The 24607-nt window shown below is 73.7% G+C and carries 31 protein-coding genes and 1 riboswitch; of the genes, 14 read left to right on the forward strand and 17 right to left on the reverse strand.

Features of this window, described 5'->3' with window-relative positions; translation table 11 throughout:
• Window positions 1-23 precede the first annotated feature (23 nt).
• From ACFZAU_RS11980 to ACFZAU_RS11990, 3 genes are all read right to left on the reverse strand, one after another.
• Window positions 24-965, reverse strand: coding sequence for a 1-phosphofructokinase family hexose kinase (locus tag ACFZAU_RS11980; RefSeq protein WP_500552028.1), 942 nt, complete (start codon window positions 963-965; stop codon window positions 24-26).
• An 89-nt stretch (window positions 966-1054) separates the two neighbouring features.
• Window positions 1055-2248 (reverse strand): N-acetylglucosamine-6-phosphate deacetylase, encoded by a 1194-nt coding sequence (gene nagA, locus ACFZAU_RS11985; RefSeq protein ID WP_500552029.1) that lies wholly within the window; start codon window positions 2246-2248, stop codon window positions 1055-1057.
• Window positions 2191-3105 (reverse strand): ROK family protein, encoded by a 915-nt coding sequence (locus ACFZAU_RS11990; RefSeq protein ID WP_500552030.1) that lies wholly within the window; start codon window positions 3103-3105, stop codon window positions 2191-2193. The genes nagA and ACFZAU_RS11990 overlap by 58 nt, the downstream gene beginning before the upstream one ends.
• Before the next feature lie 147 nt (window positions 3106-3252).
• Here ACFZAU_RS11990 and ACFZAU_RS11995 point away from each other — a divergent pair, with 147 nt between their 5' ends.
• Together ACFZAU_RS11995 and otsB are read left to right on the forward strand one after the other, a co-directional pair.
• Window positions 3253-3573 (forward strand): DUF3263 domain-containing protein, encoded by a 321-nt coding sequence (locus tag ACFZAU_RS11995; RefSeq protein ID WP_500552031.1) that lies wholly within the window; start codon window positions 3253-3255, stop codon window positions 3571-3573.
• A 225-nt stretch (window positions 3574-3798) separates the two neighbouring features.
• On the forward strand, window positions 3799-4695 hold the full coding sequence (gene otsB, locus ACFZAU_RS12000) for a trehalose-phosphatase (RefSeq protein WP_500461147.1): 897 nt from the start codon (window positions 3799-3801) through the stop codon (window positions 4693-4695).
• On the opposite strand, the gene ACFZAU_RS12005 is transcribed toward otsB, so the two are convergent.
• Window positions 4656-5516 (reverse strand): SDR family NAD(P)-dependent oxidoreductase, encoded by an 861-nt coding sequence (locus ACFZAU_RS12005; protein WP_500552032.1) that lies wholly within the window; start codon window positions 5514-5516, stop codon window positions 4656-4658. The two genes, otsB and ACFZAU_RS12005, sit on opposite strands and share 40 nt — an antisense overlap.
• Window positions 5517-5707: 191 nt before the next feature.
• Between ACFZAU_RS12005 and ACFZAU_RS12010 the strand changes: the two genes are divergently transcribed.
• Window positions 5708-5980 (forward strand): hypothetical protein, encoded by a 273-nt coding sequence (locus ACFZAU_RS12010; RefSeq protein ID WP_500552033.1) that lies wholly within the window; start codon window positions 5708-5710, stop codon window positions 5978-5980.
• 36 nt (window positions 5981-6016) lie between these two features.
• Here ACFZAU_RS12010 and ACFZAU_RS12015 read toward each other — a convergent pair whose 3' ends face one another.
• Both ACFZAU_RS12015 and ACFZAU_RS12020 read right to left on the reverse strand, forming a co-directional pair.
• Window positions 6017-6691 carry a response regulator gene (locus tag ACFZAU_RS12015; protein ID WP_500552088.1) on the reverse strand — a complete coding sequence of 225 codons (675 nt, stop codon included), beginning with the start codon at window positions 6689-6691 and terminating at the stop codon, window positions 6017-6019.
• A gap of 2 nt (window positions 6692-6693) precedes the next feature.
• Complete coding sequence (locus ACFZAU_RS12020; protein ID WP_500552034.1) at window positions 6694-7791, reverse strand: sensor histidine kinase; 1098 nt, start codon at window positions 7789-7791, stop codon at window positions 6694-6696.
• A 134-nt stretch (window positions 7792-7925) separates the two neighbouring features.
• Between ACFZAU_RS12020 and ACFZAU_RS12025 the strand changes: the two genes are divergently transcribed.
• A complete protein-coding gene (locus ACFZAU_RS12025; RefSeq protein ID WP_500461144.1) occupies window positions 7926-8138 on the forward strand; it encodes a hypothetical protein in 213 nt (70 codons plus the stop codon).
• 82 nt (window positions 8139-8220) lie between these two features.
• Here the strand turns inward: ACFZAU_RS12025 and ACFZAU_RS12030 are convergent, their stop codons facing one another.
• From ACFZAU_RS12030 to ACFZAU_RS12055, 6 genes are all read right to left on the reverse strand, one after another.
• Window positions 8221-8634, reverse strand: coding sequence for a hypothetical protein (locus ACFZAU_RS12030; RefSeq protein WP_500552035.1), 414 nt, complete (start codon window positions 8632-8634; stop codon window positions 8221-8223).
• Window positions 8635-8856: 222 nt separating this feature from the next.
• Window positions 8857-9273 (reverse strand): PIN domain nuclease, encoded by a 417-nt coding sequence (locus tag ACFZAU_RS12035; RefSeq protein ID WP_500552036.1) that lies wholly within the window; start codon window positions 9271-9273, stop codon window positions 8857-8859.
• Window positions 9270-9485 carry a type II toxin-antitoxin system VapB family antitoxin gene (locus ACFZAU_RS12040; RefSeq protein WP_500552037.1) on the reverse strand — a complete coding sequence of 72 codons (216 nt, stop codon included), beginning with the start codon at window positions 9483-9485 and terminating at the stop codon, window positions 9270-9272. Before ACFZAU_RS12040 ends, ACFZAU_RS12035 begins: the two co-directional genes overlap by 4 nt.
• 38 nt (window positions 9486-9523) lie before the next feature.
• A complete protein-coding gene (locus ACFZAU_RS12045) occupies window positions 9524-10432 on the reverse strand; it encodes a hypothetical protein (protein WP_500552038.1) in 909 nt (302 codons plus the stop codon).
• 102 nt (window positions 10433-10534) lie between these two features.
• On the reverse strand, window positions 10535-10735 hold the full coding sequence (locus ACFZAU_RS12050) for a DUF397 domain-containing protein (RefSeq protein WP_500552039.1): 201 nt from the start codon (window positions 10733-10735) through the stop codon (window positions 10535-10537).
• Window positions 10732-11547, reverse strand: coding sequence for a helix-turn-helix domain-containing protein (locus ACFZAU_RS12055; protein WP_500552040.1), 816 nt, complete (start codon window positions 11545-11547; stop codon window positions 10732-10734). The genes ACFZAU_RS12050 and ACFZAU_RS12055 overlap by 4 nt, the downstream gene beginning before the upstream one ends.
• A gap of 114 nt (window positions 11548-11661) precedes the next feature.
• Here ACFZAU_RS12055 and ACFZAU_RS12060 point away from each other — a divergent pair, with 114 nt between their 5' ends.
• The gene (locus ACFZAU_RS12060) at window positions 11662-12054 is read left to right on the forward strand and encodes an ATP-binding protein (RefSeq protein WP_499599818.1); all 393 of its coding nucleotides are present in this window, start codon (window positions 11662-11664) and stop codon (window positions 12052-12054) included.
• Window positions 12051-12455 (forward strand): hypothetical protein, encoded by a 405-nt coding sequence (locus ACFZAU_RS12065; RefSeq protein WP_500552041.1) that lies wholly within the window; start codon window positions 12051-12053, stop codon window positions 12453-12455. The genes ACFZAU_RS12060 and ACFZAU_RS12065 overlap by 4 nt, the downstream gene beginning before the upstream one ends.
• A gap of 158 nt (window positions 12456-12613) precedes the next feature.
• Here the strand turns inward: ACFZAU_RS12065 and ACFZAU_RS12070 are convergent, their stop codons facing one another.
• Window positions 12614-14074: an alpha,alpha-trehalose-phosphate synthase (UDP-forming) gene (locus ACFZAU_RS12070; protein WP_499599829.1), complete on the reverse strand. Its 1461-nt coding sequence runs from the start codon at window positions 14072-14074 to the stop codon at window positions 12614-12616.
• Between the two features lie 104 nt (window positions 14075-14178).
• Window positions 14179-15150 carry a glucosyl-3-phosphoglycerate synthase gene (locus tag ACFZAU_RS12075; RefSeq protein WP_500552042.1) on the reverse strand — a complete coding sequence of 324 codons (972 nt, stop codon included), beginning with the start codon at window positions 15148-15150 and terminating at the stop codon, window positions 14179-14181.
• Window positions 15151-15307: 157 nt separating this feature from the next.
• A riboswitch (SAM riboswitch) is annotated at window positions 15308-15435 on the forward strand.
• Between the two features lie 18 nt (window positions 15436-15453).
• On the opposite strand from ACFZAU_RS12075, the gene thrC reads away from it, so the two are divergent.
• From thrC to groL, 4 genes are all read left to right on the forward strand, one after another.
• Window positions 15454-16746 (forward strand): threonine synthase, encoded by a 1293-nt coding sequence (gene thrC, locus ACFZAU_RS12080; protein ID WP_500552043.1) that lies wholly within the window; start codon window positions 15454-15456, stop codon window positions 16744-16746.
• A 44-nt stretch (window positions 16747-16790) separates the two neighbouring features.
• Entirely contained in the window at window positions 16791-17069 is a 279-nt protein-coding gene (locus tag ACFZAU_RS12085; protein ID WP_499599834.1) for a MoaD/ThiS family protein, read from the forward strand.
• Window positions 17070-17492: 423 nt separating this feature from the next.
• On the forward strand, window positions 17493-17699 hold the full coding sequence (locus ACFZAU_RS12090) for a cold-shock protein (RefSeq protein WP_005486335.1): 207 nt from the start codon (window positions 17493-17495) through the stop codon (window positions 17697-17699).
• A gap of 360 nt (window positions 17700-18059) precedes the next feature.
• On the forward strand, window positions 18060-19682 hold the full coding sequence (gene groL / locus ACFZAU_RS12095; RefSeq protein ID WP_089222503.1) for a chaperonin GroEL: 1623 nt from the start codon (window positions 18060-18062) through the stop codon (window positions 19680-19682).
• Between the two features lie 113 nt (window positions 19683-19795).
• Here groL and ACFZAU_RS12100 read toward each other — a convergent pair whose 3' ends face one another.
• Window positions 19796-20497 (reverse strand): copper homeostasis protein CutC, encoded by a 702-nt coding sequence (locus tag ACFZAU_RS12100; RefSeq protein ID WP_500552044.1) that lies wholly within the window; start codon window positions 20495-20497, stop codon window positions 19796-19798.
• 51 nt (window positions 20498-20548) lie between these two features.
• Between ACFZAU_RS12100 and ACFZAU_RS12105 the strand changes: the two genes are divergently transcribed.
• Window positions 20549-21235, forward strand: coding sequence for an HD domain-containing protein (locus ACFZAU_RS12105; protein WP_500552045.1), 687 nt, complete (start codon window positions 20549-20551; stop codon window positions 21233-21235).
• Window positions 21236-21340: 105 nt separating this feature from the next.
• Window positions 21341-21952, forward strand: coding sequence for a maleylpyruvate isomerase family mycothiol-dependent enzyme (locus tag ACFZAU_RS12110; protein ID WP_500552046.1), 612 nt, complete (start codon window positions 21341-21343; stop codon window positions 21950-21952).
• A gap of 25 nt (window positions 21953-21977) precedes the next feature.
• Here the strand turns inward: ACFZAU_RS12110 and ACFZAU_RS12115 are convergent, their stop codons facing one another.
• Window positions 21978-22250 (reverse strand): DUF4031 domain-containing protein, encoded by a 273-nt coding sequence (locus ACFZAU_RS12115; RefSeq protein ID WP_499599841.1) that lies wholly within the window; start codon window positions 22248-22250, stop codon window positions 21978-21980.
• A gap of 1 nt (window position 22251) precedes the next feature.
• On the reverse strand, window positions 22252-22638 hold the full coding sequence (locus tag ACFZAU_RS12120) for a DUF8819 family protein (protein WP_500552047.1): 387 nt from the start codon (window positions 22636-22638) through the stop codon (window positions 22252-22254).
• An 83-nt stretch (window positions 22639-22721) separates the two neighbouring features.
• Here ACFZAU_RS12120 and ACFZAU_RS12125 point away from each other — a divergent pair, with 83 nt between their 5' ends.
• Both ACFZAU_RS12125 and murQ read left to right on the forward strand, forming a co-directional pair.
• Window positions 22722-23618: a MurR/RpiR family transcriptional regulator gene (locus ACFZAU_RS12125; RefSeq protein ID WP_499600273.1), complete on the forward strand. Its 897-nt coding sequence runs from the start codon at window positions 22722-22724 to the stop codon at window positions 23616-23618.
• The gene (gene murQ, locus ACFZAU_RS12130; protein WP_500552048.1) at window positions 23615-24550 is read left to right on the forward strand and encodes an N-acetylmuramic acid 6-phosphate etherase; all 936 of its coding nucleotides are present in this window, start codon (window positions 23615-23617) and stop codon (window positions 24548-24550) included. The genes ACFZAU_RS12125 and murQ overlap by 4 nt, the downstream gene beginning before the upstream one ends.
• Window positions 24551-24607 lie beyond the last annotated feature (57 nt).

Here is a 24607-nt window from a genome sequence, read left to right on the forward strand (position 1 = left end):
GCGGCCCGCCCCGGGTGGGCGGGCTACGGCCGTGGGTCGCCCTCCCGGATCACGTTGACCCGCTCCAGCAGGTCCTCGTACACCCCGCGGTCGAACTCGCCCGCGACCGGTGCCGCCACGGTGGCCGCCGAGAGGGCGACGGCGCGCGCGAGGCGCCGCGGCCAGTCGAGGCCCTCGACGATCCCGGACAGCAGCGCGGCGACGGCGGAGTCGCCGGCGCCCGCGGGGTTGCCGGGGACGGGGGCCGGGGGACGGGCGGTCCACACGGTGGCGTCCTCGGCGAGGGCGAGCATCCCGTCGGGGCCGAGCGAGGCCGCGACGGCCCGGGCGCCGCGCCGGCGGGCGTCGCGGGCGGCCCGCATGGGCTCCGTCGCGCCGGTGAGCCCGGCCAGTTCGGTGGCGTTGGGCTTGACGAGGTCGGGCCGTGCGGCCAGTCCGCGCCGCAGGGGCTCGCCGCTGGTGTCCAGGAGGACCGGGACGCCCACGGCGCGCGCGTCCCGTACGAGGTCGGCGTAGCAGCCGACGGGCAGCCCCGGCGGCAGGCTGCCGCACAGCGCCACGGCGCGCGTCGTGCCGCCCTCCAGGAACTTGCGGTACGTGCCGAGGAAGGCCGACCACTCCTCCGAAGTGATCGTCGGCCCGGGCTCGTTGAACATCGTGGTGTCGCCGCCCGACTCGTCCACGACGCCCACCGTCCGCCGGGTGCTCCCGGAGGTGGGCACGAGGGCGTCGGTGACGCCGTCGGTCCCCGACAGCCAGTCGCGCAGCCGGTCCCCGGAAGCGCCGCCCGCGAAGCCGGTCGCGACGGCCTCGTGGCCGAGCGCGGCGAGGACGCGGGCGACGTTCAGCCCCTTGCCGCCGGGACGTTCCGCGGCCTCCGACACCCGGTGGGTGGTGTGCGGCCGCAGCCGGGGGACGCGGTAGGTCACGTCGATGGCGGCGTTCAGCGTGACGGTGACGATCACCGCATGATCCCTTCGAACAGCGTGTGCGATGGGAAGGGATCATGCCAAAGGAACGCCCGGAGGCACAGACCCCGCCGCCCGGGGTCCGCTCAGGGCTCGACGACCCAGCTGCCCTTGCGCATCACGCCGACCAGGTCGAACGACGCGTCCAGGACCACCAGATCGGCGTCCTTGCCCGGTTCCAGCGAACCGATCCGGTCGTACGCGCCCAGCAGCCGCGCCGGGTTGGCGCTCAGCGCGCGCACCGCGTCGCCCACGGGCAGCCCGTCCACGGTCACCGCCCGCTTGAACGCCGTGTCCAGGGTGAGCGTGGACCCCGCGATGGAGCCGCCCTCCACGAGCCGGGCGACACCGTCGACGACGTCGACCTCCATCGGGCCCAGCAGGTAGCGGCCGTCGCCGAAGCCCGCCGCGTCCATGGCGTCGGTGATGAAGGCGACCCGGTCGGCGCCGGCGCTGCGGAACGCCATCTCCAGGACGGCCGGGTGGAGGTGGACGCCGTCGTTGATGAGCTCGACGGTGACCCGCTCGTCCTCCAGCAGCGCGGCGATCGGGCCGGGTTCGCGGTGCAGCAGCGAGGGCATGGCGTTGAACAGGTGCGTCGCCACGGTGGCGCCGGCCTCGACGGCCTGCAGGGTCGCCTCGTACGCGGCGTCGGTGTGGCCGACGGCGGCGATGACGCCGTGGTCCGCCAGCATCCGCACCGAGTCGAGCCCGCCGGGCAGTTCGGGGGCGAGGGTGACCATGCGCGCGGTGCCCCGGGCGGCGTCGAGCAGCTTGCGGACGTCCGAGGGGTGCGGGTCGCGCAGCAGCGACGGTTTGTGCGCGCCGCGCCGGTGCGGGGAGATGAACGGCCCCTCGAAGTGGATGCCGGCCAGGTCGCCCTGCTCGACGAGTTCGGACAGCAGCGCCGCCTGCCGGGACAGGTCGTCCAGGTCCCCGGTCACCGTCGAGGCGAGCAGGGTCGTGGTGCCGTGCCGCCGGTGGGTCCCGATCCCGGTGAGGACGGCCTCGGCGTCGCCGGAGGAGAAGGACGCGCCGCCGCCGCCGTGCACGTGGATGTCGACGAAGCCGGGGACGACCCAGTGCCCCGTCAGGTCGCGGGTGGACGCCTGGAGCGGGTCGTTCGCGACGATCGAGCGGCCCTCGACGGTCACCCGGCCGTCCTCGACCACGCCGTCCGGCAGCACCACACGGGCACCGGTCAGCACGCTAGTTGCCGCAGTCAAGCGGTCACCTCCACGGAGAGAAGATCCCAGGCGAGCAGCCCTGCGCCCAGGCATCCGGCGGTGTCCCCGAGGGCCGCCGGCACGATGAGGGGGAGTTGCTGGAAGGTCAGCCGCCGCTCGACGGCGGCCCGCAGCGGTGCGAAGAGGGTCTCGCCGGCCTCGGCGAGCCCGCCGCCCACGATCAGCGTGCCCGGGGTCAGCAGGGTGATCCCGGTGACCAGGCCGTCGGCGAGGGCGGCGACGACCTCGCCCCACACGGCCGCGGCACGGGGGTCGCCCGCCTCGACGGCGGCGGCGCAGCCGGCGGCACCGGCGTCCGGGCCACCGCCCGCGGCCTCCCAGGCGCGGGCCACGGCGGCGGCGGAGGCCGCGGTCTCCAGGCAGCCCCGCTGGCCGCAGCCGCAGACCGGGCCGCCGGGGCGGACGACGACGTGTCCGAGCTCGGTGGCCTCGACCCGGCCCTCGATGCCGATGGCTCCGGCGATGCCGGTGCCGAGCGCCACGAACAGGAAGCGTTCGGCGCCCCGCCCCGCGCCCAGCCGGCCCTCCGCGAGGCCGCCGGCGCGCACGTCGTGGCCGAGGGCGACGGGGGTGCCGTCGAGGCGGCGGGTGAGCAGGTCGCGCAGGGGTGCGTCGCGCCAGCCGAGGTTCGCGGAGTACACCGCGACACCGGCCCGCTCGTCGACCAGTCCGGGCACGGCGACCCCGGCCGCGGCGGCGGGTTCGCCGTAGGCGCTCTCGCCGTGGGCCCGGAGGTCGGCGGCGAAGTCGAGCACGGTCTCGACCACGGCGTCCGGGCCGCGCTCCCGGCCGGTCGGGCGGCGTGCCTCGTGCAGCAGCGTGCCGTCCGTCGCGACCAGCGCGGCCTTCATGCCGGTGCCGCCCACATCGAGGGCGATGACGTGTCTCACGGGGGACAGTGTCGCGCGGTAACCCATAAAAGGTCTAGTCCACTCGTCGAAAGAGATCGCCTACGGCGTACGGGGCGAGTGGTGTAGACCTCACGGGGGCGCAGTGTGACCGGGGCGTCACGCGGCGGGCGCGGATATGGTTGTCGGATGGAACGGGACGAGACCGGGGCGGACGCCTCCACGGACGCTTCCACGGACGCTTCCGGGGACGCATCCGTGGACGCCCCCGAGGACGCCTCCGAGGACGGGCTGACGGAACAGGACCGCGCCGTCCTCGACATCGCCCGCCGCGCCTGGGCCGGTCCCGGCGCGAAGGAACGGGCCGTCCGCGAGCGCCTCGGCATCTCCCCCACGCGCTACTACCAGCTGCTCAACGCCCTCCTCGACGACCCCCGCGCCCTCGCGCACGACCCCGTCACGGTCAACCGCCTCCGCCGTACGCGCGACACCCACCGCACCACCCGCTGACGCCACGCGGCGTGGGCGGGGTGCGGGGCTGGTTGTTCGGCTGTCGCGGGGGGGGGGGGGGGGGGGGGGGGCGGGGGGGGCGGCCCCCCCCCCCCCCCCCCCCCCCCCCCCCCCCCCCGCCACAGCCCGACCACCCACCTCACGCGGCCCCCGGGAACACCGCCGGAGGCGGGATGCTCCCGTACGCCGGGCATACCCCCCGCGGGGGTCGGTATGGTCGGGGGCATGAGCCGCAGCCGCAGGGACGAACTGCCGGTACCCACGACGCCCGAGGGCAAGGACGGCCTGGCCGCACTGCTCGCGGAGCCCCGCAGGGCCGTGCTGGCACTGGACTTCGACGGGACACTGGCACCGATCGTGCCGGATCCGGACGCCGCGCGGGCCCACCCCCGTGCCGCCGCCGCGCTGGCCCGGCTGGCCCCGCGGATCGGTTCCGTGGTGGTCGTGACGGGCCGCCCCGCGGGCGTGGCCGTACGGTACGGGGGCTTCGCCGGCGTACCCGCGCTGGAGCACATGGTCGTGCTGGGCCACTACGGTGCCGAGCGCTGGGACGCCCGGTCCGGCGAGGTCAAGGCGCCCGGCTCGCACCCCGGGGTCAACGCCGTACGCGCCGAACTGCCGGGCGTGCTGGACGCGATCGGGGCGTGGCGGGGTACGTGGGTGGAGGACAAGGGCCGCGCGGTGGCCGTCCACACGCGCCGCACGGAGGATCCGCAGGCCGCGTTCGAGGCGCTGAACGGGCCGCTGCGCGAACTGGCGGACCGCCACGGGCTGATCGTGGAGCCGGGCCGGATGGTGCTGGAACTGCGGCCGCCCGGGATGGACAAGGGCGTGGCGCTCAACGACTACCTGCGCGAGGTCGGCGCAGGCCCCGTGCTGTACGCCGGTGACGACCTGGGCGACCTGGCCGCCTTCGGGGCCGTGGAAAAGCGGCGTGCCGACGGCTTCCCCGGTGTGCTGGTGTGCAGCGGCAGCGCGGAGGTGGCCGAACTGGCCGCCCGGGCCGACCTCGTCGTGGACGGCCCGGAGGGCGTCGTCGCGCTGGTCGACGCCCTCGCGGACGCCCTGGAGGAGCGGGACGCTCAGGACGCCGCCGAGACCCACCCGCCGGTCAGTGACTGAACCGCGGACCCGTCGAGGTCCGCGAGCTTCACCCCGGTGAACTCGCGGGCCCGAGGCGAGGTCTGGACGCGGAAGGGCGGCCGCTCGGCGGTGAGGACCTCGACGATGGGCGCCGCGGCCTCGTCGACGGTCTGGGCGGCGCTGAACGACTGCGTGGTGCGGTCGAGGTAGTGGGTGAGCGCGGGCGTGTACGGTCCCGCGGCCGCCGCGTACGCGGGGATGTCGATGCCGAGGTTCGCGACGAACTCGCTGCCGACCGCGCCCGGTTCGACGACGCTCACGGTGACGCCGACCGAGGCCGCCACGGGTGCGAGCGACTCCATGTAGCCCTCGACGGCGAACTTCGCGGCGCAGTAGGCCTCGTTGAAGGGCTGCCCGACGACGCCGCCGACACTGGTGACGGTGACCAGCCGCCCGCCCGAGGCGCGCAGGTGGGGCATCGCGGCCTTGGTGACCTCGACGACGCCGAAGAAGTTGACCTCCATCGTGGCGCGGACGTCCGCGACCGTCTCCAGTTCGATGGTGCCGACGTGTCCGGCACCGGCGTTGTTGACCACCGCGTCCAGGCCGCCGAACTCCACGACGACGTCCTCCACGACCGCGGCGACGAGCCGGGCGTCGGTCACGTCGAGCCGCCTGACGTGGACGTGCTCGGCGACCCCCGCCGCGGTCGCCGTCTCGCGGAGGCGGTCCGCCTTCCCGGGGTCGCGCATGGTCGCGACGACGTCCCAGCCGGCGCGGGCGGCGGCGACGGCGGTGGCCAGGCCGATGCCGGAGGAGGTGCCGGTGACGAGGACGGTCCTGCGGTTGCCGGTGGTCATGCGGTGGTTCTCACTCTCTGCGGGTGCTGGTGACAGCAGCCTAGGCAGCCGTTCCGTCCCGGCGGCACGGCAGGCCGGAGCGGCCCCGGATCGGTGGTGCGGGCCGGTCTCCGCCGAGCCTCCTGCCGCGATGGCATCGCGGCCGCCGACGCCCGTCGGCAGCTGTGCCTGCTCGAACTGAGGGGGGCGAAATGGCTCAGGGCACGGGCGAGTTGGGTGCAGGGCCGGCGTTTCTCATCGGGTTCTGCCTCGGCGCCGTCGCTTTGCTCATCGGTGTCACCCTCGTGTTCGACCTCAAGATCACGAGGTCGTTCATGCACCCGGGGCTCACGCGGCGCGAGTACTTCCGGGCGAACCCGTCGCAGAGGGTGGTGATGCTCGTCGTCGGGTCGATCTTCCTGTTCGGTGGTTCTGTCTTCCTGCTCGCCATGCTGACCGTCGCCATGCAGTCGCTCACCGACTGAACGGGTCGCCCGGGGGCACCACGGCCCGTGACCGCGTCAGCCGCGGCCCGGGGAGCCCGCGTCGTGGACGAGGAGGGCGATCTGGACCCGGTTGTTCAGGCCGAGCTTGCCGAGGATCCGGGAGACGTGGGTCTTGACCGTCGGCACGCTCATGTGGAGCCCGGCCGCGATCTGCGCGTTGGACCGGCCCTCCCCGATGGCGAGGGCGACCTCGTGCTCCCGCTCGCCCAGCGAGGCGAGCCTGCGCCGGGCGGTGGCCCGCGCGCCGCGTCCTTCGGCGGCGCCGGCCTCGGAGCCGGCGACCTGGGCGATCAACTGCCGTGTCACCGCGGGGGACAGCACCGGCTCGCCGGCCGCCACCTTCCGTACCGCTTCGACGATCTCGCGCGGCGCGGTGTCCTTCAGGACGAACCCGGCGGCGCCGGCGCGCAGCGCCCGCAGCACGTGCTCGTCGGTGTTGAAGGTGGTGAGCACGATCACCTCCGGGGCGCCCGGCAGCGCCCGCAGGGCCTCGGTGGCCGCGAGACCGTCGACGGTGGGCATGCGGATGTCCATGAGCACGACGTCGGGGGAGTGCTCCCGGACCAGCGCCGCGACCTCGCCCCCGTCGGCGGCCTCGGCGACGACCTCGACGTCCGGTGCCCCGCCGAGCATCATCCGCAGCCCGGCCCGCACCAGCGGGTCGTCGTCCACCAGCAGCAGCCGCACCATGCTCACGCCGCCCACGGTAGCCAGGCGCGCACCCGGAAGTCCCCGCCGGACCGGCCGTGCTCCAGGTCGCCCCCGGCGAGCGCGGCCCGCTCGGTCAGCCCGATCAGCCCCTGTCCGGCGCCGGGGATGGCGGGCACCACGGCCGCCGCGGCCGGCACCGGGTTGCTGACCTCGACCGTCAGGCCCCGCGCGGGACCGCCGGCGAGCCGCACGGTCACCTCCGTGCCGGGGGCGTGCTTGCGGGCGTTGGTCAGTCCTTCCTGCACGATCCGGTAGGCGGTGCGCCCCGAGGCGGTGGGCGCCGCGGACACGGCGTCGTCGTCCGCCTCCAGCACGATGCGCATCCCGGCCTCCCGGGACTCCTCCACCAGGCGCGGCACGTCCGCCAGCGTGGGTTGCGGCCGTCCGCCCGCGCCGTCCGCCGTGCCGGACCCGGCCGGCTCGCGCAGCACGCCGATGATGCCGCGTAGGTCGTCCAGCGCCTGATGGGCGCTCACCCGGATCACCCCGGCGGCCCGCTCGATCTCCGCGGGGGACGCTCCCGGGTGGAACTCCAGCGCTCCCGCGTGGACGCTCAGCAGCGACAGCCGGTGCGCCAGCACGTCGTGCATCTCCCGTGCGATCTCCTCGCGCGCCTGCCGCCGCCCCCGCTCGGCGTACGAGGCCAGCAGTTGGCGCCGGGAGCGTACGTAGAGCCCCCAGCCGATCGAGCCCGCCATGATCACGAAGAAGGTCATCGCCGAGCCGGTCTCGGGCAGGTCCGGGTCGGGGCCGCGGGCCACGAACACCGGCAGCGGCGCGAACGCCAGGGCCGCCACCCAGGCCGTGCCACGCAGTGGCCGGTACGCGGCCACGGTGAAGACCGCCACCGCGGTCGGGCCGCCCACCAGGTGCGCGAACCAGCCCGTCACCAGCAGCACCACCGCCAGCTGCACCGGCCACCGGCGCCGCAGGAACAGGGCCGCGCACGCGGCCGCGGCGACCGCCTGCTCGACGGGCCCGACGGGGGCGCCCACCCCGTCCGCGGACAGCACGGAGAAGGCCGCCGCACCGAGGAAGACCGCGATGTCGGCGACGATGCCCTTCCGTACGCGTCGCATTCCACCGAATGTACGGTCCCGGGGCGCCGGCACCACCCCCGCGCCCGAAGTCGAGACCTAAGGACGACAGACCGCGCGCGATCGGCGACTTTCGCCGACAGCCGGGGCGGTCGGCCGCTCCCTAGCCTCGTGGCATGAAGGGATTCCTCGGCTTCCTCGGCTTCGTACTGCTCTCCCAGGGCATCGGCGGCATCGTCTACCAGCTCACCGACGGCTGGTTCCGCGTGTGGGCGCTGACGCACCGGATCGGCTTCCTGGACGGCTACGAGATCTACGTGTGCGTCCTCCTGGTCGTGCTGGGCGTCGCCGTCCTCTTCGCGTCGGACTCGGCGGGCAAGCGCTCCTGACGCCCGGTCGCGCACGGCCCGCCCCGGTCCCCCGTTCCTGTGTGACGGGGGACCGGGGCGCCGGCGGGTGGTAGGGGAGGGGTCACCAGTTGTTGTTGTCCCGGACGATCGCCGCGCACTCCACGACGGCGCGGGCGGTGGGGACGGGGGTGGTCATGCCGTTCCTGTTCCGGACGGTGACCGTCCACCCGTTGCCGGACCGCTGGCTCGTCAGCACGCTCAGGTCGCTGTTGCTGAGGACGAAGCCACCGCCGGTGACCTCGGTGCGCGAGGGGCAGCGCGCCGAGACGGTCTGCGTGGCGCCCGAGGGAACGGTGACGGAGACACCCAGGAACTCGGCGGTCCTCAGCCGCCCGAAGTTGTCACGGTTGTTGCCGTTGCCCGCGAGGGGGCTTCCGGCGGCGTCGTCGGCGACCGCGGCGGGGCGCGCGGTGGCGGAGGCGTTCAGGGGGGCAACGAATGCGCTGGTCGTGACGACCGCGGCGGCGACCGTCATGGTTCCGGCGACACCCCAAAGCACCTTACGACGGGGTCGACCGGACATGGTCTTCTTCGCTCGTATGTTCATCTCTCTGCCTTCGAAGATGACGGAAGGAGCTCGCTCCGGGTCGAAGCGATTGCGCTCATCGTCACCCTGTGCGAGGTGTTCCGCACTTTGGGTGACCAAAGAGGATGAACGGTGCGCGGGCCGCGATCTGACGGAGCGGCGGCAGGTCGCTCAGTCGGCCGTCCCCGGCGGGACCACCCAGCGCACGGGCTGGCCGGTGACACCGGCGATCATGTCGAAGTCGCCGTCGTAGTGCAGGACGGTCGCGCCGTGCCGCTCCGCGGTCGCCGCGATGATCAGGTCCGCGACGGAGAGGGCCTTCCAGTTGCCTGCGGCGATGAGGCCCGTCTGTACGTCCAGCGCACGGTCCCAGGCCTCGTCCGGTGTGGGCAGCCGGTCGAATCCCCGCATCCCGTCGCGGATGCGGTCCGCGTCCGCCGTGGACCGTGCGCTGTGCAGCACTTCCAGCTCGACGGCGCCGCAGACGGCGAGCAGCCCCGCGTTGTGGAGAGGCTCGATCACGGCCCTCACCGGAGGTTTCGGGAAGCGCGCGAGGGCGGACTTGTCGATGAGGAAGCGGTCCCTCATGGGGCTCGGTTCGGATCGTCCGCTGCCGTGGTCTCGCCGGTGAGGCCCGGAAGACCGCCTTCCGCCAGCCAGTTGAGGAACGAGGCGCGCTTGCGGCGCTTGATCACGTCCTCCAGGGCGGCGTTCACCGTGGCGACCTTGGTCGTGGTGCCGAAGATCTCGGCCGCCTCCGCCAGCATCTGGTCGTCGACGTCTATGACGGTGCGGGTCATTCGAGCCTCCTCGGGCATGGGTACCTGACTCAGCGATATCAAAATGAGCCACAGATGATATCGGCGGCCGGCGACGGCTCCATACGGGGCCGCTGTCGGGCGATGCCCGCGCGGGCCAGGGCGGCGCCGCGCGGGCCGCCTGACGGAGCGACGGGAGCGGCCCCGGCGCAGGGCGGGCAGGGGCCGGTGCGGCCGGGGGGCAGCGGGTCGCCGCAGGCGGGGCATTCGGGGAGCGGGGCCGCCGGGGCGGCGGGGTCGCGGGTGGGCCGGGGCGCCGGGAGCTTGTCGCGCAGGCGCCGTGCGATGAAACCGGCGGGGGAGTGGACGGCGCGCGGCAGCCCGGCGGACAGGGCGGTGCCCAGTTCCAGCTCGCTCGCGCCGTGGGCCAGCCAGCGCGCGGCGAGCGGCGCCAGCCGGGCGGCCTCGGCGACGCCGAGGGCGAGCCGGGCCTCCCGCCGCCCGAGGCGCTGCAGCGCTGCCGCCGCGCGGGCGACCAGCGACGCGTCGGCGGGCGGCTCGGGGTGGGAGGTGTTCTCCTCCTCCCTCTTCTCCCCCTTGGGGGATGCGCCGACGGCCCGTACGGACGGCGCACCGGCGGTCAGGATGCTGCCGCCCGGTGCCGCGAAGGCGGCATCGATCTCGGCGGGGTCGCGCAGCGGCACGTTGGAGGCGAGCACCTGGGTCGTCCAGTGGCCGGTCTCGGGGCTCTGGGTGCGGCGGGTGTGCACATAGCCCTCCGCCTCCAGCTGCTGCCGGGCCCGGCGCAGGGCGATGCGCCCCTCGGGCATCTTCTCGCCGATGGACTGCAGGGTCTCCCGGGACCCCTCCGGCAGGGAGAGCGCCCACTGCAACAGCCGTACGGCGGTGCCGTTCAGGCGCGGATGGCGGATGAGGTCGTTCGGCGTCTGGGAGAAGAAACGGGTCGGCGGGATAGCATGTCGAATCATTTGCGGGGCTCCTTGTAAGCCTCGTACGTGTAGGCCCCCGGCCGGTGTTGGCGCACCACTGGGGGCCGCTTCATGCGCTGGGCACGAAGGGTGATCGGCCGATTACTCTACCGGTGTCACGGTGTTGTCCGCGACGAAGGCGACGAACGCCGTCCACGCCTCGCCGGTGAAGGCCAGCGCGGGCCCGGCGGGGTCCTTGGAGTCCCGCACGTGCACGACGCCGGGGGCCTGGGCGACCTCGACGCAGTCGCCGCCCTCGCTGCCGCTGTAACTGCTCGTGTACCAGGCGAGTCGGGTCGTCATAGCTCCCCCGCAATCTGCTCGATCACTCTGGCGGAGTCCCCCACGCTGAGGGCCTGTGAGCGGATCATCGCATAGCGCTGGTGGAGCTTGCTGACCTCGTCCCGGCCGTCCACCAGCACGCTGCGGCCCTGGACTTCGAGATACGCGAGCAGCCGCAGGTCCGGGGTCTCCAGCAGGCTCATGGGGCCGTCGAAGCCCGCGTGCGCCTCGTGGGAGAGCGGCATCACCTGGACCGTGACGTGCCGCAGCGCCCCGGCCTCCAGCAGCCGCTCCAACTGGCGCCGGTGGACGGCGGTTCCGCCGACGGGGCGGCGCAGCACCCACTCCTCGATGACGAAGGCGAGCTGCGGCGCCGGGGCGCGGGTCAGCAGCGACTGCCGGGCCAGCCGGGCGCGTACGCGGCGCTCGACCTCCTCCGTCTCCAGCGTCGGGCAGTAGGCGCCGAGCACCACGCGGGCGTAGTCCTCGGTCTGCAGCAGGCCGTTGATGACGTGCGTGTCGTATTTGTAGAGACACGCCGCCACCCGCTCCAGCTCCGCGTACTCCTCGAACCAGGAGGGGAACTCCGCCCGTTCCAGATGGCACGCCGCGGACCGCAGCACCCCGCCGCCGTCGTCCAGCAGGGTCCCCGCCCTCTCCACGAACAAGGGCGGCGGCATCCGCTCACCGCGTTCGATCTTGACCACCAGCGACTTCGAGTAGCCGACATGCGCGGCCAGTTCCTCGGTCGACACCCCGCGGGCCTCCCGCAGGGACCGCGCAACCGAACCGAACATCCGCATGCTGGCCGAGCCCTCGCCCTTCGCGGACACGGCACCACCTCCCGGTACACACGCCGTACACAGCGGCGGACCGGTCCCGACACAACTGACCCGGGGTCAGGTCCGCCCTGGTCAGGCTAGCCACGGCCCGGAACCGTTGGACCCATGACGCAGGAATCACCACCCGTGGCGGCGATGCGCGTCGTCGCCGAGCCCGCCCGCATCGCGGAGGTCCGCAGGGCCGTACGCGAACAGCTCCGCGCCTGGGGCCGTGAGGACCTGGCGCCCGCCGCCGCGCTGTGCGTCACGGAGATACTCGCCAACGTGCACCGGCACGCGGGCTCCCCGGAGTGCGAACTGACCCTGGACGACCTGGCCGCCGAGGGGGTGCGGGCCGCGGTCAGCGACCGTTCCCCCGTCCTGCCGGTCCCGTCCCCCGGGCCGCCGGACTGGGCGGCCGAACGCGGCCGCGGCCTGCACCTGATCGCGGCCGCGGCCCACCGCTGGGGCGTGCTGCCGACCCCGGACGGCAAGCAGGTGTGGGTGGTGCTGCGGTGAGGCCCGCCTCGTGGACCTGGCTGGACGACACGGCGTACGGGCCGGTGGCGTTCCTGCTGCTGGCCCATCCGCACGGGCGGGGGACGGCGGAACTCGCCGCGCTCCTCGGGCTCGCCGAACCCGGGCGGCGGCTGCCGGAGCTCGGGGCCCGCGTCACCGTCGGCGGCTGCGGGCGGGCCACGGTGCGCGGCGCGGACGGCGGGGCCCTGCTGGAGGTCGCGGCCGGGGAGCGGTGGTCCGCCTTCGTCGCGGGCGGCGGACCGGTCGCGCTCGTCGTGGGGCTCGACCCGCTCGCCCGCGGCGCGCCGCTGCCGGCGGTGGAGGCCTACCTGGCCCTGGGGACGACCTGCGGGCGCATCCGGCTGGGGATCAGCCGGCGGGCGCCCTCACCTCCCCGCTGACCGCGGTGCGCGGGACTGCGCCGGGCCGGGGCATGAGCAGCCGCGTCGGCGCGAGCCGGCGACGCCGGTCCGGCGGTACCGCACCGACGACCGGAGTGGACGTCGCGGAGAAGGCCAGGCCCAATCCGGTGCCCGCCCCTCCGCCACCGGGCCCGGTTTCAGCCCAGTGCCCGCAACTGGTCCAGGAACCACTGCTGCGGGGGGAGCGCCGTCGAGGCCGCCACCAGCCGCTTGGTGGCCTCGGCCCGCTCGCCGTGCGACACGGACAGCGCCTGGTGGAGCGCGTTGGCGGTGGCCCGGATGTCGTACGGGTTGACCACGAACGCGTCGTCCGCCAGCTCCTCGTAGGCCCCCGCCTCGCGGGAGAGCACCAGCGCCACGCCGTCGTCCGAGACGACCGGGATCTCCTTGGCCACCAGGTTCATGCCGTCGCGGATCGGGTTGACCAGCGCGACGTCCGCCAGGCGGTAGGCGGCCAGGGAGCGCGCGAAGTCGTCCTTGACGTGCAGGACCACCGGCTGCCAGCCCGGCGTGGCGAACTCCTCGTTGATCTCCTCGGCCAGGTCGGAGACCTCGTCGGTGTACTCCCGGTAGACGGCCAGGTCGTGACGGGAGGGGTAGGCGAAGGCGATGTGCACCACGCGCCCGTGCCACTCGGGACGGTCGCGCAGCAGCTGCGCGTACGCGAGCAGGCCGCGCACGATGTTCTTCGACAGCTCGGTGCGGTCCACGCGCACGACGACCTTGCGGTCCGGGCCGCCCACCGTCTCCCGCAGCGCCGCCAGGCGCTCGTCCACGTCCGGCCGGTGCGCCCGCTCCCGCAGGAAGTCGGCGTCCGCGCCGAGGCCGTGCACCCCGATGCGGGTCGTGCGGCCCCGGTGGGTGATCGTCAGGCTGCCCGCGTCGCGGATGACGGAGGCGCCCAGCACGTCGGCGCAGCACGCGGCGAAGGCGTCCGCCCAGCGGCGGGTCAGAAAGGCGGCCCGGTCGGCGCCGAGGATGCCGCTGAGCACCTCCGCGGCGACGTCGTCGGGCAGCAGGCGGAAGTAGTCCGGCGGGGCCCACGGGGTGTGCGAGAAGTGGCCGATCCGCAGGTCGGGGCGGCGCGAGCGGAGCAGCTGCGGCACCAGCACCAGGTGGTAGTCCTGCACCAGCACGGCCGCGCCCTGGCCCGCCTCCTCGGCGAGCGCGTCGGCGAAGGCGGAGTTGTACGCCACGTACGCCGCCCACTGCTCGCGGAAGTCCTCGTCGAAGACGGGCTCCAGCGGGGTCTGGAACAGCATGTGGTGGACGAACCACAGGACCGAGTTGGCGATGCCGTTGTACGCCGAGGCGAAAGTGTCCGCCGGGATGTCCAGCATCCGTACGTGCTGGCCGCCGGTGTCGGTGGTGGGCAGCCGGCCCGTGCCCCCGGAGCTGCGCAGCACGGCGGCCCGGTCCCCTTCGCCCAGGGCCGCGCAGACCCAGACGGCGTCCGCGTCCGGCCCGATCGCGCTCAGGCCCGAGACGAGTCCGCCGCCGCCGCGGCGGGGGTCGAGCGTGCCGTCCTCGCGGAGGCTGTACGACACGGGGCCGCGGTTGGACGCGACCAGAACGCGCGCGGCATGCGAAGCGACCATGCGGCCAGCCTAGCCACGCATCCCCGACCGCAAACGTACGAGCTAGCCCAGCCGGGGGTTTCCGGCCTCCCCCGGCCTCCGGCCGGGGCGCGCGGGCCGGGGGCCTACGCCACGGCGCGGCGGTGGGCGTACTCGGGGACCGAGCGCATCGGGGGGCGTTCCTCCGTCGCGACCTCGTGGACGTGCGGCTCGAAACCGCCGCCCGGCGCCCGGTCGAACTGGGTGAGGACGGGCCGCACGAGATGGCCGCGCGCCAGCCGGATCTGCGCGGTCCGGTAGATCGCCGCCGCCATGCGGCCCAGCGCCTGGCCGTCCTGGTGGCGGTGGTGCCGGACGCCCACGTCGACCTGGGCGAGCGCGTCGAGCCCGACCGTGTTGAGCGCGTCCACCAGCAGCCCCAGCTCCACCCCGTACCCCACGGGGAACGGCAGCCGCTCCAGCAGCGAGCGCCGCGCCGCGTACTCGCCGCCGAGGGGCTGGACGAACCCCGCCAGCTGCGGCCAGTGCAGGTTGAGCAGCGGCCGCGCGACCAGCTCCGTCACCCGGCCCCCGCCGGCCGGCAGGACCGTGCCCCCGGTCTCCAGCGGCCGGTCGTACATCGCCTTGACCAGCTGCAGGTCCGGGTCCGTGAGCAGCGGCCCGACGATCCCCGACACGAACCGTGCGTCGAACTCCCGCAGGTCGGAGTCGACGAAGCAGACGATCTCCCCGCGCGTCACGAGCAGCGAGCGCCACAGCACCTCGCCCTTGCCGGGCAGTGCGGGCAGCCGGGGGAGCACCTCGTCCCGGTGGACGACGACCGCGCCCGCGGCGGCCGCGACCTCGGCCGTGCGGTCGGTGGAACCGGAGTCCAGCACGACGAGTTCGTCGACCAGCGGGACCGCCTCGCTCATCAGCTCGCGGCGGATCGTCCCGACGATCGCCCCGACCGTGGCCTCCTCGTCGAGGGCGGGCAGCACCACGCTGACCGTGCCGCGCGCACCGGCCGCGCGCTTGGCGGCGAGCAGTTGCGGCAGTGGCCTGTGGTCCGCCGTCCAGGACCGCCGCCGCAGCCAGCGGGCCACCTCGTCGAGCACTGGATCGCTCCGTTTCTGCCCGTCTCGAAGGACGGACGGCCTATGACCAGGTTCGAGGTCGTCGGTTACAGTCTTGAACACGAGGCATGACCATCGTATGTCCACGGTGATCGCGCCCCGTCTTACAAATGCCCGGGCCCTGCGCCCGGCGCCATACCGCTCATCCAGAGGGGCAGAGGGAACGGCCCGTTGAAGCCCCGGCAACCCTCCCGCCGACCGCGAGGTCCAGGTGGGGAAGGTGCCAATTCCGTCTCGCGGCGAAATGCGCCGCGAGGAAGATGAGGAGAAAGGGCCTCGCCTGACATGGCTGCGCAGACTGCTGTCACCGACGTCGCGTCCACGGATTCCCCCTTCGGCCCCGCGTCCGCGCTCTCCTGCCGCGAGTGCGGCGAGCGCTTCCCGCTGGCCCCCCTCTTCGCCTGCGAGGTCTGTTTCGGGCCGCTCGAAGTGGCGTACGACCTCCCGAGCGGCGACCCCGAGACCCTCCGCAAGCGGATCGAGTCCGGGCCGAACAACATCTGGCGCTACGCGCCGCTGCTGCCCGTCCCCGCGGACGTGGCCGCCAAGCCCAACCTCAACCCGGGCTTCACCAAGCTGGTCAAGGCCGACAACCTCGCCCGCGAACTGGGCGTCACCGGCGGCCTGTACGTCAAGGACGACTCCGGCAACCCGACGCACTCCTTCAAGGACCGGGTCGTCGCCATCGCCCTGGAGGCCGCCCGCACCTTCGGCCTCACCACGCTGTCCTGCTCCTCCACCGGCAACCTGGCCGGCGCCGTGGGCGCCGCGGCCGCCCGGGCCGGCTTCCGCTCCTGCGTGTTCATCCCGCACGACCTGGAGGAGGGCAAGGTCGTCATGGCCGCGGTCTACGGCGGCGAGCTGGTCGGCATCGAGGGCACGTACGACGACGTCAACCGCTTCTGCAGCGAGCTGATCGGCGACCCGATCGGCGAGGGCTGGGGCTTCGTCAACGTCAACCTGCGCCCCTACTACGGCGAGGGCTCCAAGACGCTCGCGTACGAGATCTGCGAGCAGCTGGGCTGGCGCCTGCCGGACAACATCGTCATCCCGATCGCCTCGGGCTCCCAGCTGACGAAGATCGACAAGGGGCTCCAGGAGCTGATCAGGCTCGGCCTGGTCGAGGACAAGCCGTACCGCATCTACGGCGCCCAGGCGGAGGGGTGCTCCCCGGTGTCCACCGCCTACAAGGCCGGGCAGGACGTCGTGCGCCCGCAGAAGCCGAACACCATCGCCAAGTCGCTCGCCATCGGCAACCCGGCGGACGGCCCCTACGTGCTGGACATCGCCCGGCGCACCGGCGGCGCGGTGGAGGACGTCACCGACGAGCAGATCGTGGACGCCATCAAGCTGCTCGCCCGGACCGAGGGCATCTTCGCCGAGACGGCCGGCGGCGTGACCGTCGGCGTGCTGCGCAAGCTCATCGAGACCGGGCAGCTCGACCCGGCCGGGGAGACCGTCGTCCTCAACACCGGCGACGGCCTCAAGACGCTGGACGCCGTCGCCCCGACCTCCCGCCCCACGGCCACCATCCGCCCGAGCCTCGACGCGTTCCGCGCCGCCGGCCTGGCCGGCTGACCCCACCGCACCGGCTGACCCAGACTGAAGGTGAACCCCGCATCATGAGCGCTACCGTCCGCATCCCCACCATCCTCCGCACCTACACCGGCGGCCTGGCCGAGGTCCCGGCCGAGGGCGGCACCCTGGCCCAGGTCATCGACTCCCTGGAGCGGAACCACCCCGGCATCTCCGCGCGGGTCCTGGACGACACGGGCAAGCTGCGCCGTTTCGTGAACGTCTACGTGAACGACGACGACGTCCGTTTCTCCGAGGGGCTGCAGACCTCGGTGGGCGAGGGCGCGTCCGTCTCGATCATCCCGGCGGTGGCCGGAGGCTGCTGAGCCGCACGGCCCGCGGGCGACAGGGGTGCCGGGTACCTCCCGGCACCCCTGTGTGCGTGAGGGGTAGTTGAAGGCCTGTACAGTTGCCCTGAGCAGGTCGCAACTCCCTGCAACGCTCTGCGCAACCCCCCTTCCCAGGGCGGTCTTGTCGACGATTTATCGCCAAATTCACGTGGCGTTTGTCGTGTTGGCCCCCTATGTCCGGTCCGAGTTGCCCCGGATTGTTCGCCGAACAGGCTCTTCTTCCGATTCCGTGTGCCCGGAATTCTCGTCCGATTGACCTGTTGCAGACAGCGTCCGGGCAGATACATTCAGCCGCGGTCGACGCGTTCCGGCGCACGCCCCCTTGGCTGTAGGGGGTGAGGTCTGACCCGGGTCCGCGAGGTGCGGGTCTGCGAAGGGCCAGCAATAGGGGAGTTAGGAATGGCTCAGGGCACCGTCAAGTGGTTCAACGCGGAGAAGGGCTACGGCTTCATCGCGGTCGACGGTGGTGCGGACGTCTTCGTGCACTACAGCGCGATCCAGATGGACGGCTACCGCACCCTCGAGGAAGGTCAGCGGGTCGAGTTCGAGATCTCGCAGGGCCAGAAGGGGCCGCAGGCGGACATGGTCCGTCTCGCAGCCGGCTGACGCGCCGCGCATCGGCCACGGAGCACTTTCGCGTACGGCCGCTCAAACGTACGCGTCGAGGCCCGCCCCGCACAGGGGCGGGCCTTCGTGCTGTCCGGGGGCCCGCGGACCGGGACCTGCGGGTTGTCCACGGCACCGGCCAAGCGGCTTGCACTCTCCTAGGGCGAGTGCTAATCATTGGCGTTAGCACTCTGACGTTGAGAGTGACAAAGGACCGAGTGGGTGAGGCCCGCTCGAACGCCGGAAAGGAACCGGCGGGAGGGCAGGCCGTCCGTCGCGGGCGCCGGCGCGGTCCTGGAGTAATCCTTCCCCGCAGCCGTGCGCCGCGGGGGGACCCCAAGTCCGGGAGGACCACTTCACATGGCCAAGATCATCGCGTTCGACGAGGAGGCACGGCGCGGTCTCGAGCGCGGGATGAACCAGCTCGCCGACGCCGTCAAGGTCACCCTCGGCCCCAAGGGCCGCAACGTCGTCCTCGAGAAGAAGTGGGGCGCCCCCACGATCACCAACGATGGTGTGTCCATCGCCAAGGAGATCGAGCTCGAGGACCCGTACGAGAAGATCGGCGCGGAGCTGGTCAAGGAGGTCGCGAAGAAGACGGACGACGTCGCCGGTGACGGCACGACGACCGCGACCGTCCTCGCCCAGGCGCTGGTCCGCGAGGGCCTGCGCAACGTCGCCGCCGGCGCCAACCCGATGGCGCTGAAGCGTGGCATCGAGAAGGCCGTCGAGGCCGTCTCCGCCGCCCTGCTCGAGCAGGCGAAGGACGTGGAGACCAAGGAGCAGATCGCCTCCACCGCCTCCATCTCCGCCGCCGACCCGCAGATCGGCGAGCTCATCGCCGAGGCGATGGACAAGGTCGGCAAGGAAGGCGTCATCACCGTCGAGGAGTCCCAGACCTTCGGTCTGGAGCTGGAACTCACCGAGGGCATGCGCTTCGACAAGGGCTACATCTCGGCGTACTTCGCCACCGACCTGGAGCGTATGGAGACGTCCTTCGACGACCCGTACATCCTGATCGTCAACTCCAAGATCTCCGCGGTCAAGGACCTGCTCCCGCTGCTGGAGAAGGTCATGCAGTCCGGCAAGCCGCTGCTGATCATCGCCGAGGACGTCGACGGCGAGGCGCTGTCGACCCTGGTCGTCAACAAGATCCGCGGCACCTTCAAGTCGGTCGCGGTCAAGGCCCCGGGCTTCGGCGACCGCCGCAAGGCCATGCTCGGTGACATCGCCATCCTCACCGGTGGCACCGTCATCTCCGAGGAGGTCGGCCTCAAGCTGGAGAACGCCGGCGTGGACCTGCTCGGCCACGCCCGCAAGGTCGTCGTCACCAAGGACGAGACCACGATCGTGGACGGCGCCGGCGACCAGGACCAGATCCAGGGCCGCGTCAACCAGATCCGTGCCGAGATCGAGAACAGCGACTCGGACTACGACCGCGAGAAGCTCCAGGAGCGTCTGGCGAAGCTGGCCGGCGGCGTGGCCGTCATCAAGGCCGGTGCCGCCACCGAGGTCGAGCTCAAGGAGCGCAAGCACCGCATCGAGGACGCGGTGCGCAACGCCAAGGCCGCCGTCGAGGAGGGCATCGTCGCCGGTGGTGGCGTGGCCCTGCTCCAGGCGTCCAACGTCTTCGAGAAGCTCGAGCTCGACGGCGACGAGGCCACCGGTGCGTCGATCGTGAAGCTGGCCCTCGAGGCCCCGCTGAAGCAGATCGCCGTCAACGCCGGCCTCGAGGGCGGTGTCGTCGTGGAGAAGGTGCGCAACCTGACCCCCGGCCACGGCCTCAACGCCGCCACGGGCGAGTACGTCGACCTGATCGGTGAGGGCATCATCGACCCGGCCAAGGTCACGCGCTCCGCGCTGCAGAACGCGGCCTCCATCGCCGCGCTCTTCCTCACTACCGAGGCCGTCATCGCCGACAAGCCGGAGAAGGCCGCCGCGCCGGCCGGCGGCGGCATGCCCGGCGGTGACATGGACTTCTGATCCTCCGGGACCAGGACTCCGCACCACGGCAGAAGACCGAGGGCGGTACCCCACACGGGGTACCGCCCTCGGGCGTTTCCGGGTGCCGCCCCGTCAGGCAAGGTCAGGTCGGGTCAGGGGACGGCGACCGGTGCGTCCAGCAGGTCGCGCCAGGCCCGCACCGCCTCCGCGTCGACCGGTCCGGTCCAGCCGCCGGGGCGGACCGCGCCCCCGACGTGGAAGGCGTCGATGCCGGCCGCGAGCAGCCGCGGCAGGTGCTCGGCCCGCAGCCCGCCGCCCACCATCAGCTGCGGCTCGCCGGGACGTCCCGCCTCCGCCAGCAGATGGCCGAGCCCGTCGTCGACACCACGCGCGGAGCCCGCGGTGAGGAAGGTGTCCAGTCCGGGCAGCCCGTGCACCGCCGAGCGCACGGCCTCCCGGTCGGCGGAGTGGTCGATGGCGCGGTGGAACGTCCAGCGGGCACCGGAGCCGATCGCGTCGACCAGCAGGCGCACGGCGGCCATGTCCGGCGCGCCCGAGCCGTCGAGGAAACCGAGCACGAACTCGTCGGCGCCCTCGCCGCGCAGCGCCGCCGCGGCCACGCAGAGCGCGTCCGCCTCGCGGGTGCCGCCCACGCCGAAGTCCGCGCGGGCCCGCAGCATCACCCGGACCGGGATGTCCACCGCGGCCCGGACGGCGGCGAAGGTCTTCCGGGAGGGCGTCAGGCCGTCCGCCGCCATGTCGGTGACCAGTTCGAGGCGGTCCGCGCCGCCCGTGCGGGCCGCGAGGGCGTCGTCGGCGTCGAGCGCGATCACTTCGAAAATTGGTCTAGACATATCTCCAGGGTGTCACATGCCCCCGCGTGCCCGCGACCCCCGTACACCACAATGACCTCCATGGCTGACACCGCACCCGAAACCGGCTCCGCCCTCCTCGCCCGCTGGTGCGACCTGCTGCGCCGCTGCCAGACGGAGTCCGTCGACCCGGTGCCGTACGGCAAGGACCTGATCGCCCGCTGGGCCGAGCCGCACCGCCGCTACCACACCACCACCCACCTGACCGCCGTCCTCGACCACGTCGAGTCCCTGGCCGCGCACGCCGAGGACCCGGACGCCGTGCTGCTCGCCGCCTGGTTTCACGACGCCGTCTACCGGCCCGACCGCTCCGAGAACGAGGAGCGCAGCGCCCGGCTCGCCGAACGCGCGCTGCCCGAGGCCGGGGTTCCCGACACGATCACCTCCGAGGTCGCCCGCCTGGTCCGGCTCACCGTCACCCACCACCCCGCCGACGGCGACCGCGACGGCGAGGTCCTCTGCGACGCCGACCTGGCCGTCCTCGCCGGAGACCCCACCGGCTACGCCGAGTACGCGGCCGCCGTCCGCGAGGAGTACGGCTTCGTCCCCGACGACGCCTTCCGCGCCGGACGCGCCGATGTCCTGCGCCAACTCCTGCGGCTGCCCCGGCTGTACCGCACCCCGGAGGCGTACGGGCGCTGGGAGGCCACCGCCCGCCGCAACCTCACCACCGAGCTGGAACTGCTCGCCCCGGGCGACGCGGGCGACGCCCGGCCGTGACGCCGGCCGACGACTCCGGCGCCCACCGATGAGTCCGGCGTGCGCGGGCGGTCCTTGTCCGTGCGGGCGGCCGCCCGCGGCGCGCGACGAAGGGGTACGACAGCGATGACCGACGACACCGAGGTGCAGGCCGCCGTCGCGGCGGAGTTCACGGCCCTGGCCGACCTGCTCGACGGGGCCCCCGCGGCATGGTGGGACCACCCCTCACTGTGCGAGGGCTGGCGGGTGCGCGAGGTCGTGGCGCACATGACGATGGCCGCGCGGTACTCGCGGGAGGAGTTCATGGCACTCCTCGCCGAGCACGCCCACGACTTCACGCGGCTGTCCGACGCCGTCGCCGCACGGGACGGCGCCCTGCCCACCGGGGAACTCGTCGGGTCCCTGCGCTCCGAGGTGATGCGGCGGTGGCAGCCCCCGGGCGGCGGCGCCCACGGCGCGCTCAACCACGTGGTGATCCACGGGCTGGACATGACCGTGCCGCTGGGCGCGGAGCGCCGCGTCCCGGCGGAGACCCTCGGCATCCTCCTCCACGACCTCACCGCGGACGGCGGGCACGCGCACTTCGGTGTGGCCGTCGAGGGCCGCCGGCTGCGGGCCACCGACCTGGACTGGTCGTACGGTTCGGGCCCCGAACTGCGGGGCACCGGCGAGGACCTGGCCCTGGCGATGTGCGGGCGCCGGCTGCCCGCCGGGCGGCTGGAGGGCGCGTCGTTGTGACCGTCGCGGGGCCGGCGCCGGGGGGCTACTCGCCCTGCGGGCGGCCCTTGGGGCGGCGCAGGCCGGCCTCGGTGAGGTGGCGCAGCAGTTCCTTGCTGCCGACCTGGACGGCGCCCGCGGCGACCGCCGAGTCGTAGCGTTCGCTCGGCACGTCGTAGTGGTCGCCGTCGAAGGCGCGGCGGGGCGCGCCGATGGTGTCGGCGAAGGCGTGGAGTTCCTCGTACGAGCTGTCGCTCACCATGTGCGACCACATGCGGCCGTGGCCCGGCCAGCTCGGCGGGTCGATGTAGACGGTCACCTCAGCGCGGCCCGCCGAGCACGGCGGACAGACCGCCGAGGGGGGCGACGGCCTCGCCGAGCGATTCGCACACCCAGTGCGGGTCGGGGCCGAGTTCGGGCTCGACGTCGAGGGCGTGGGGATCCTCGCAGCGCGGGCAGAGCGGCCAGCGGCCCATCCGTTCCAGCAGCGCGTCCTTGACGTCCTGGGCCACCAGCCCCGGCACGAACGCGACGCCGTCGGGCCACTGCTCCACCCACCAGCGGCGCTGGGAGACGGCCTCCTCCACCAGCGAGACGACGTCCGCGTCGGCGACGCCGGTCGCGGTCAGGTCGGCGAGGACGAGCGCGCGGGCACCGTGCAGGGCCGCCTCCGGACCGGCGGCGGAGCCGGGTGCGTCAGGATCCATGGCGTCCATTGTGGACCAACCGGCGTGCGGGCGTCCTTGACGTCGTCCGGAGCTGAAAATAGCTTTCGTCCGTGGCCGAGAGGATGAAGGAAACCTTCAACGCCGGAGGGCTGGCCGCCAAGGTCAGGACCCTGGCACCGTCCATGACCCGGTCGATGCAGCGCGTCGCGGAGGCCGTGGCCGCCGACCCGGCGGGCAGTTCCCGGCTGACCGTGACCGCGCTCGCGGCCCGTACCGGGACGAGCGAGGCGACCGTGGTGCGCACCGCGCGGCTGCTGGGCTACCCCGGATACCGGGACCTGCGGCTCGCGCTGGCCGCGCTGGCCGCCCGCGAGGAGGCGGGGGCCCCGCCCGCCGTCACCCCCGACATCGCGGTGGACGACCCGCTGGCCGACGTGGTCGCCAAGCTCGCGCTGGACGAGCAGCGCTGCCTGGCCGACACCGCGGCCCAGCTGGACGTGGCCCAGCTGGAGGCCGCCGTGGGCGCGCTGGCCGCGGCCCGCCGCATCGACGTCTACGGGATAGGGGCGTCCAGCCTGGTCGCCCAGGACCTGGTGCAGAAACTGCTGCGGATCGGCCTGGTCGCGCACGCCCTGGGCGACCCGCACCTCACCCTCACCAACGCGGTCCAGCTGCGGCAGGGCGACGTCGCCGTGGCCATCACGCACTCCGGCCACACCCACGACGTGGTCGAACCGCTGCGCGCCGCCTTCGACCGGGGCGCCACCACGATCGCCGTGACCGGCCGGGCGGACGGCACCGTCACCCACTACGCCGACCACGTGCTGCTCACCTCCAGCGGCCGGGAGAGCGAACTGCGCCCCGCCGCGATGGCCAGCCGCACCAGTCAGCTGCTGGTGGTGGACTGCCTGTTCGTCGGGGTCGCCCAGCACACGTACGACACCGCGGCCCCCGCCCTGTCCGCCTCGTACGAGGCCCTCGCCCACCGCCACAGCCCGCGAAGGAACCATCAGCGATGACGCACACCGAGCTCCGACGCGAGCTGGACCACCTCACCACCGAGGCCTTCCGCGCCGAGCTCGCCGAGGTCGACCGGCTCCCGACGCTCGACATCGCCCGGCTGATGAACGCCGAGGACGCCACCGTGCCGGCCGCCGTCGCGGAGCAACTGCCCGCCATCGCCGCCGCCGTCGACGGCATCGCCGCGCGCATGGCCCGCGGCGGCCGCCTGGTCTACGCGGGCGCGGGCACCGCGGGACGGCTCGGCGTGCTCGACGCCAGCGAGTGCCCGCCGACGTTCAACACCGCGCCGGGCCGGGTCAGCGGGCTCATCGCGGGCGGCCCCGCGGCGATCGTGGACGCGGTCGAGGGCGCCGAGGACAGCGGGGAGCTGGCCGCCGCCGACCTCGACGCGCTCGGGGTCGGCCCGGACGACACCGTGGTCGGCGTCTCCGCCTCCGGCCGCACCCCGTACGCCGTCGGCGCCGTGGAGCACGCCCGCGCCCTGGGCGCCCTGACCGTCGGGCTGTCCTGCAACCCGGGCTCCCCGCTGGCCGCGGCGGCCGACCACGGCATCGAGGTCGTCACCGGCCCGGAGTTCCTGACCGGCTCCACCCGGCTCAAGGCCGGCACGGCCCAGAAGCTCGTCCTCAACATGCTGTCGACGATCACGATGATCAGGCTCGGCAAGACCTACGGGAACCTGATGGTCGACCTCCGCGCCTCCAACGACAAGCTGCGCGCGCGGTCCCGGCGGATCGTGGCCCTGGCCACCGGCGCCCCCGACGACGAGATCGAGGCCGCCCTCACCGCCACCGGCGGCGAGGTCAAGGACGCGGTCCTCGTCGTCCTCGGCGGCGTGGACGCCCCGACGGCCGCCCGCCTCCTGGCGGAGGCCGACGGCCACCTGCGTGCGGCGCTGCTGGTGGCGGTCGCCGACGCCCGCGGCTGAGCGGGCGCGGGCCGCGCCGGGCTGCCGCCCGGGCGCTCCGCGTGATCTCCCGCTCCG

This window comes from Streptomyces sp. NPDC008238 (assembly GCF_042956445.1).
Classification (GTDB): Bacteria; Actinomycetota; Actinomycetes; order Streptomycetales; family Streptomycetaceae; genus Actinacidiphila.

What these genes read in the sequence shown, in the direction of transcription:
- nagA (WP_500552029.1), bottom strand. Translation starts at nt 2,248, where the DNA reads ATGCCTGGGCGCAGGGCTGCTCGCCTGGGATCTTCTCTCCGTGGAGGT.
- ACFZAU_RS11995 (WP_500552031.1), top strand. Translation starts at nt 3,253, where the DNA reads ATGGAACGGGACGAGACCGGGGCGGACGCCTCCACGGACGCTTCCACG.
- otsB (WP_500461147.1), top strand. Translation starts at nt 3,799, where the DNA reads ATGAGCCGCAGCCGCAGGGACGAACTGCCGGTACCCACGACGCCCGAG.
- ACFZAU_RS12005 (WP_500552032.1), bottom strand. Translation starts at nt 5,516, where the DNA reads ATGACCACCGGCAACCGCAGGACCGTCCTCGTCACCGGCACCTCCTCC.
- ACFZAU_RS12010 (WP_500552033.1), top strand. Translation starts at nt 5,708, where the DNA reads ATGGCTCAGGGCACGGGCGAGTTGGGTGCAGGGCCGGCGTTTCTCATC.
- ACFZAU_RS12015 (WP_500552088.1), bottom strand. Translation starts at nt 6,691, where the DNA reads ATGGTGCGGCTGCTGCTGGTGGACGACGACCCGCTGGTGCGGGCCGGG.
- ACFZAU_RS12020 (WP_500552034.1), bottom strand. Translation starts at nt 7,791, where the DNA reads ATGCGACGCGTACGGAAGGGCATCGTCGCCGACATCGCGGTCTTCCTC.
- ACFZAU_RS12025 (WP_500461144.1), top strand. Translation starts at nt 7,926, where the DNA reads ATGAAGGGATTCCTCGGCTTCCTCGGCTTCGTACTGCTCTCCCAGGGC.
- ACFZAU_RS12030 (WP_500552035.1), bottom strand. Translation starts at nt 8,634, where the DNA reads ATGACGGTCGCCGCCGCGGTCGTCACGACCAGCGCATTCGTTGCCCCC.
- ACFZAU_RS12035 (WP_500552036.1), bottom strand. Translation starts at nt 9,273, where the DNA reads ATGAGGGACCGCTTCCTCATCGACAAGTCCGCCCTCGCGCGCTTCCCG.
- ACFZAU_RS12040 (WP_500552037.1), bottom strand. Translation starts at nt 9,485, where the DNA reads ATGACCCGCACCGTCATAGACGTCGACGACCAGATGCTGGCGGAGGCG.
- ACFZAU_RS12045 (WP_500552038.1), bottom strand. Translation starts at nt 10,432, where the DNA reads ATGATTCGACATGCTATCCCGCCGACCCGTTTCTTCTCCCAGACGCCG.
- ACFZAU_RS12050 (WP_500552039.1), bottom strand. Translation starts at nt 10,735, where the DNA reads ATGACGACCCGACTCGCCTGGTACACGAGCAGTTACAGCGGCAGCGAG.
- ACFZAU_RS12060 (WP_499599818.1), top strand. Translation starts at nt 11,662, where the DNA reads ATGACGCAGGAATCACCACCCGTGGCGGCGATGCGCGTCGTCGCCGAG.
- ACFZAU_RS12070 (WP_499599829.1), bottom strand. Translation starts at nt 14,074, where the DNA reads ATGGTCGCTTCGCATGCCGCGCGCGTTCTGGTCGCGTCCAACCGCGGC.
- thrC (WP_500552043.1), top strand. Translation starts at nt 15,454, where the DNA reads ATGGCTGCGCAGACTGCTGTCACCGACGTCGCGTCCACGGATTCCCCC.
- ACFZAU_RS12085 (WP_499599834.1), top strand. Translation starts at nt 16,791, where the DNA reads ATGAGCGCTACCGTCCGCATCCCCACCATCCTCCGCACCTACACCGGC.
- ACFZAU_RS12090 (WP_005486335.1), top strand. Translation starts at nt 17,493, where the DNA reads ATGGCTCAGGGCACCGTCAAGTGGTTCAACGCGGAGAAGGGCTACGGC.
- groL (WP_089222503.1), top strand. Translation starts at nt 18,060, where the DNA reads ATGGCCAAGATCATCGCGTTCGACGAGGAGGCACGGCGCGGTCTCGAG.
- ACFZAU_RS12100 (WP_500552044.1), bottom strand. Translation starts at nt 20,497, where the DNA reads ATGTCTAGACCAATTTTCGAAGTGATCGCGCTCGACGCCGACGACGCC.
- ACFZAU_RS12105 (WP_500552045.1), top strand. Translation starts at nt 20,549, where the DNA reads ATGACCTCCATGGCTGACACCGCACCCGAAACCGGCTCCGCCCTCCTC.
- ACFZAU_RS12110 (WP_500552046.1), top strand. Translation starts at nt 21,341, where the DNA reads ATGACCGACGACACCGAGGTGCAGGCCGCCGTCGCGGCGGAGTTCACG.
- ACFZAU_RS12120 (WP_500552047.1), bottom strand. Translation starts at nt 22,638, where the DNA reads ATGGATCCTGACGCACCCGGCTCCGCCGCCGGTCCGGAGGCGGCCCTG.
- ACFZAU_RS12125 (WP_499600273.1), top strand. Translation starts at nt 22,722, where the DNA reads ATGAAGGAAACCTTCAACGCCGGAGGGCTGGCCGCCAAGGTCAGGACC.
- murQ (WP_500552048.1), top strand. Translation starts at nt 23,615, where the DNA reads ATGACGCACACCGAGCTCCGACGCGAGCTGGACCACCTCACCACCGAG.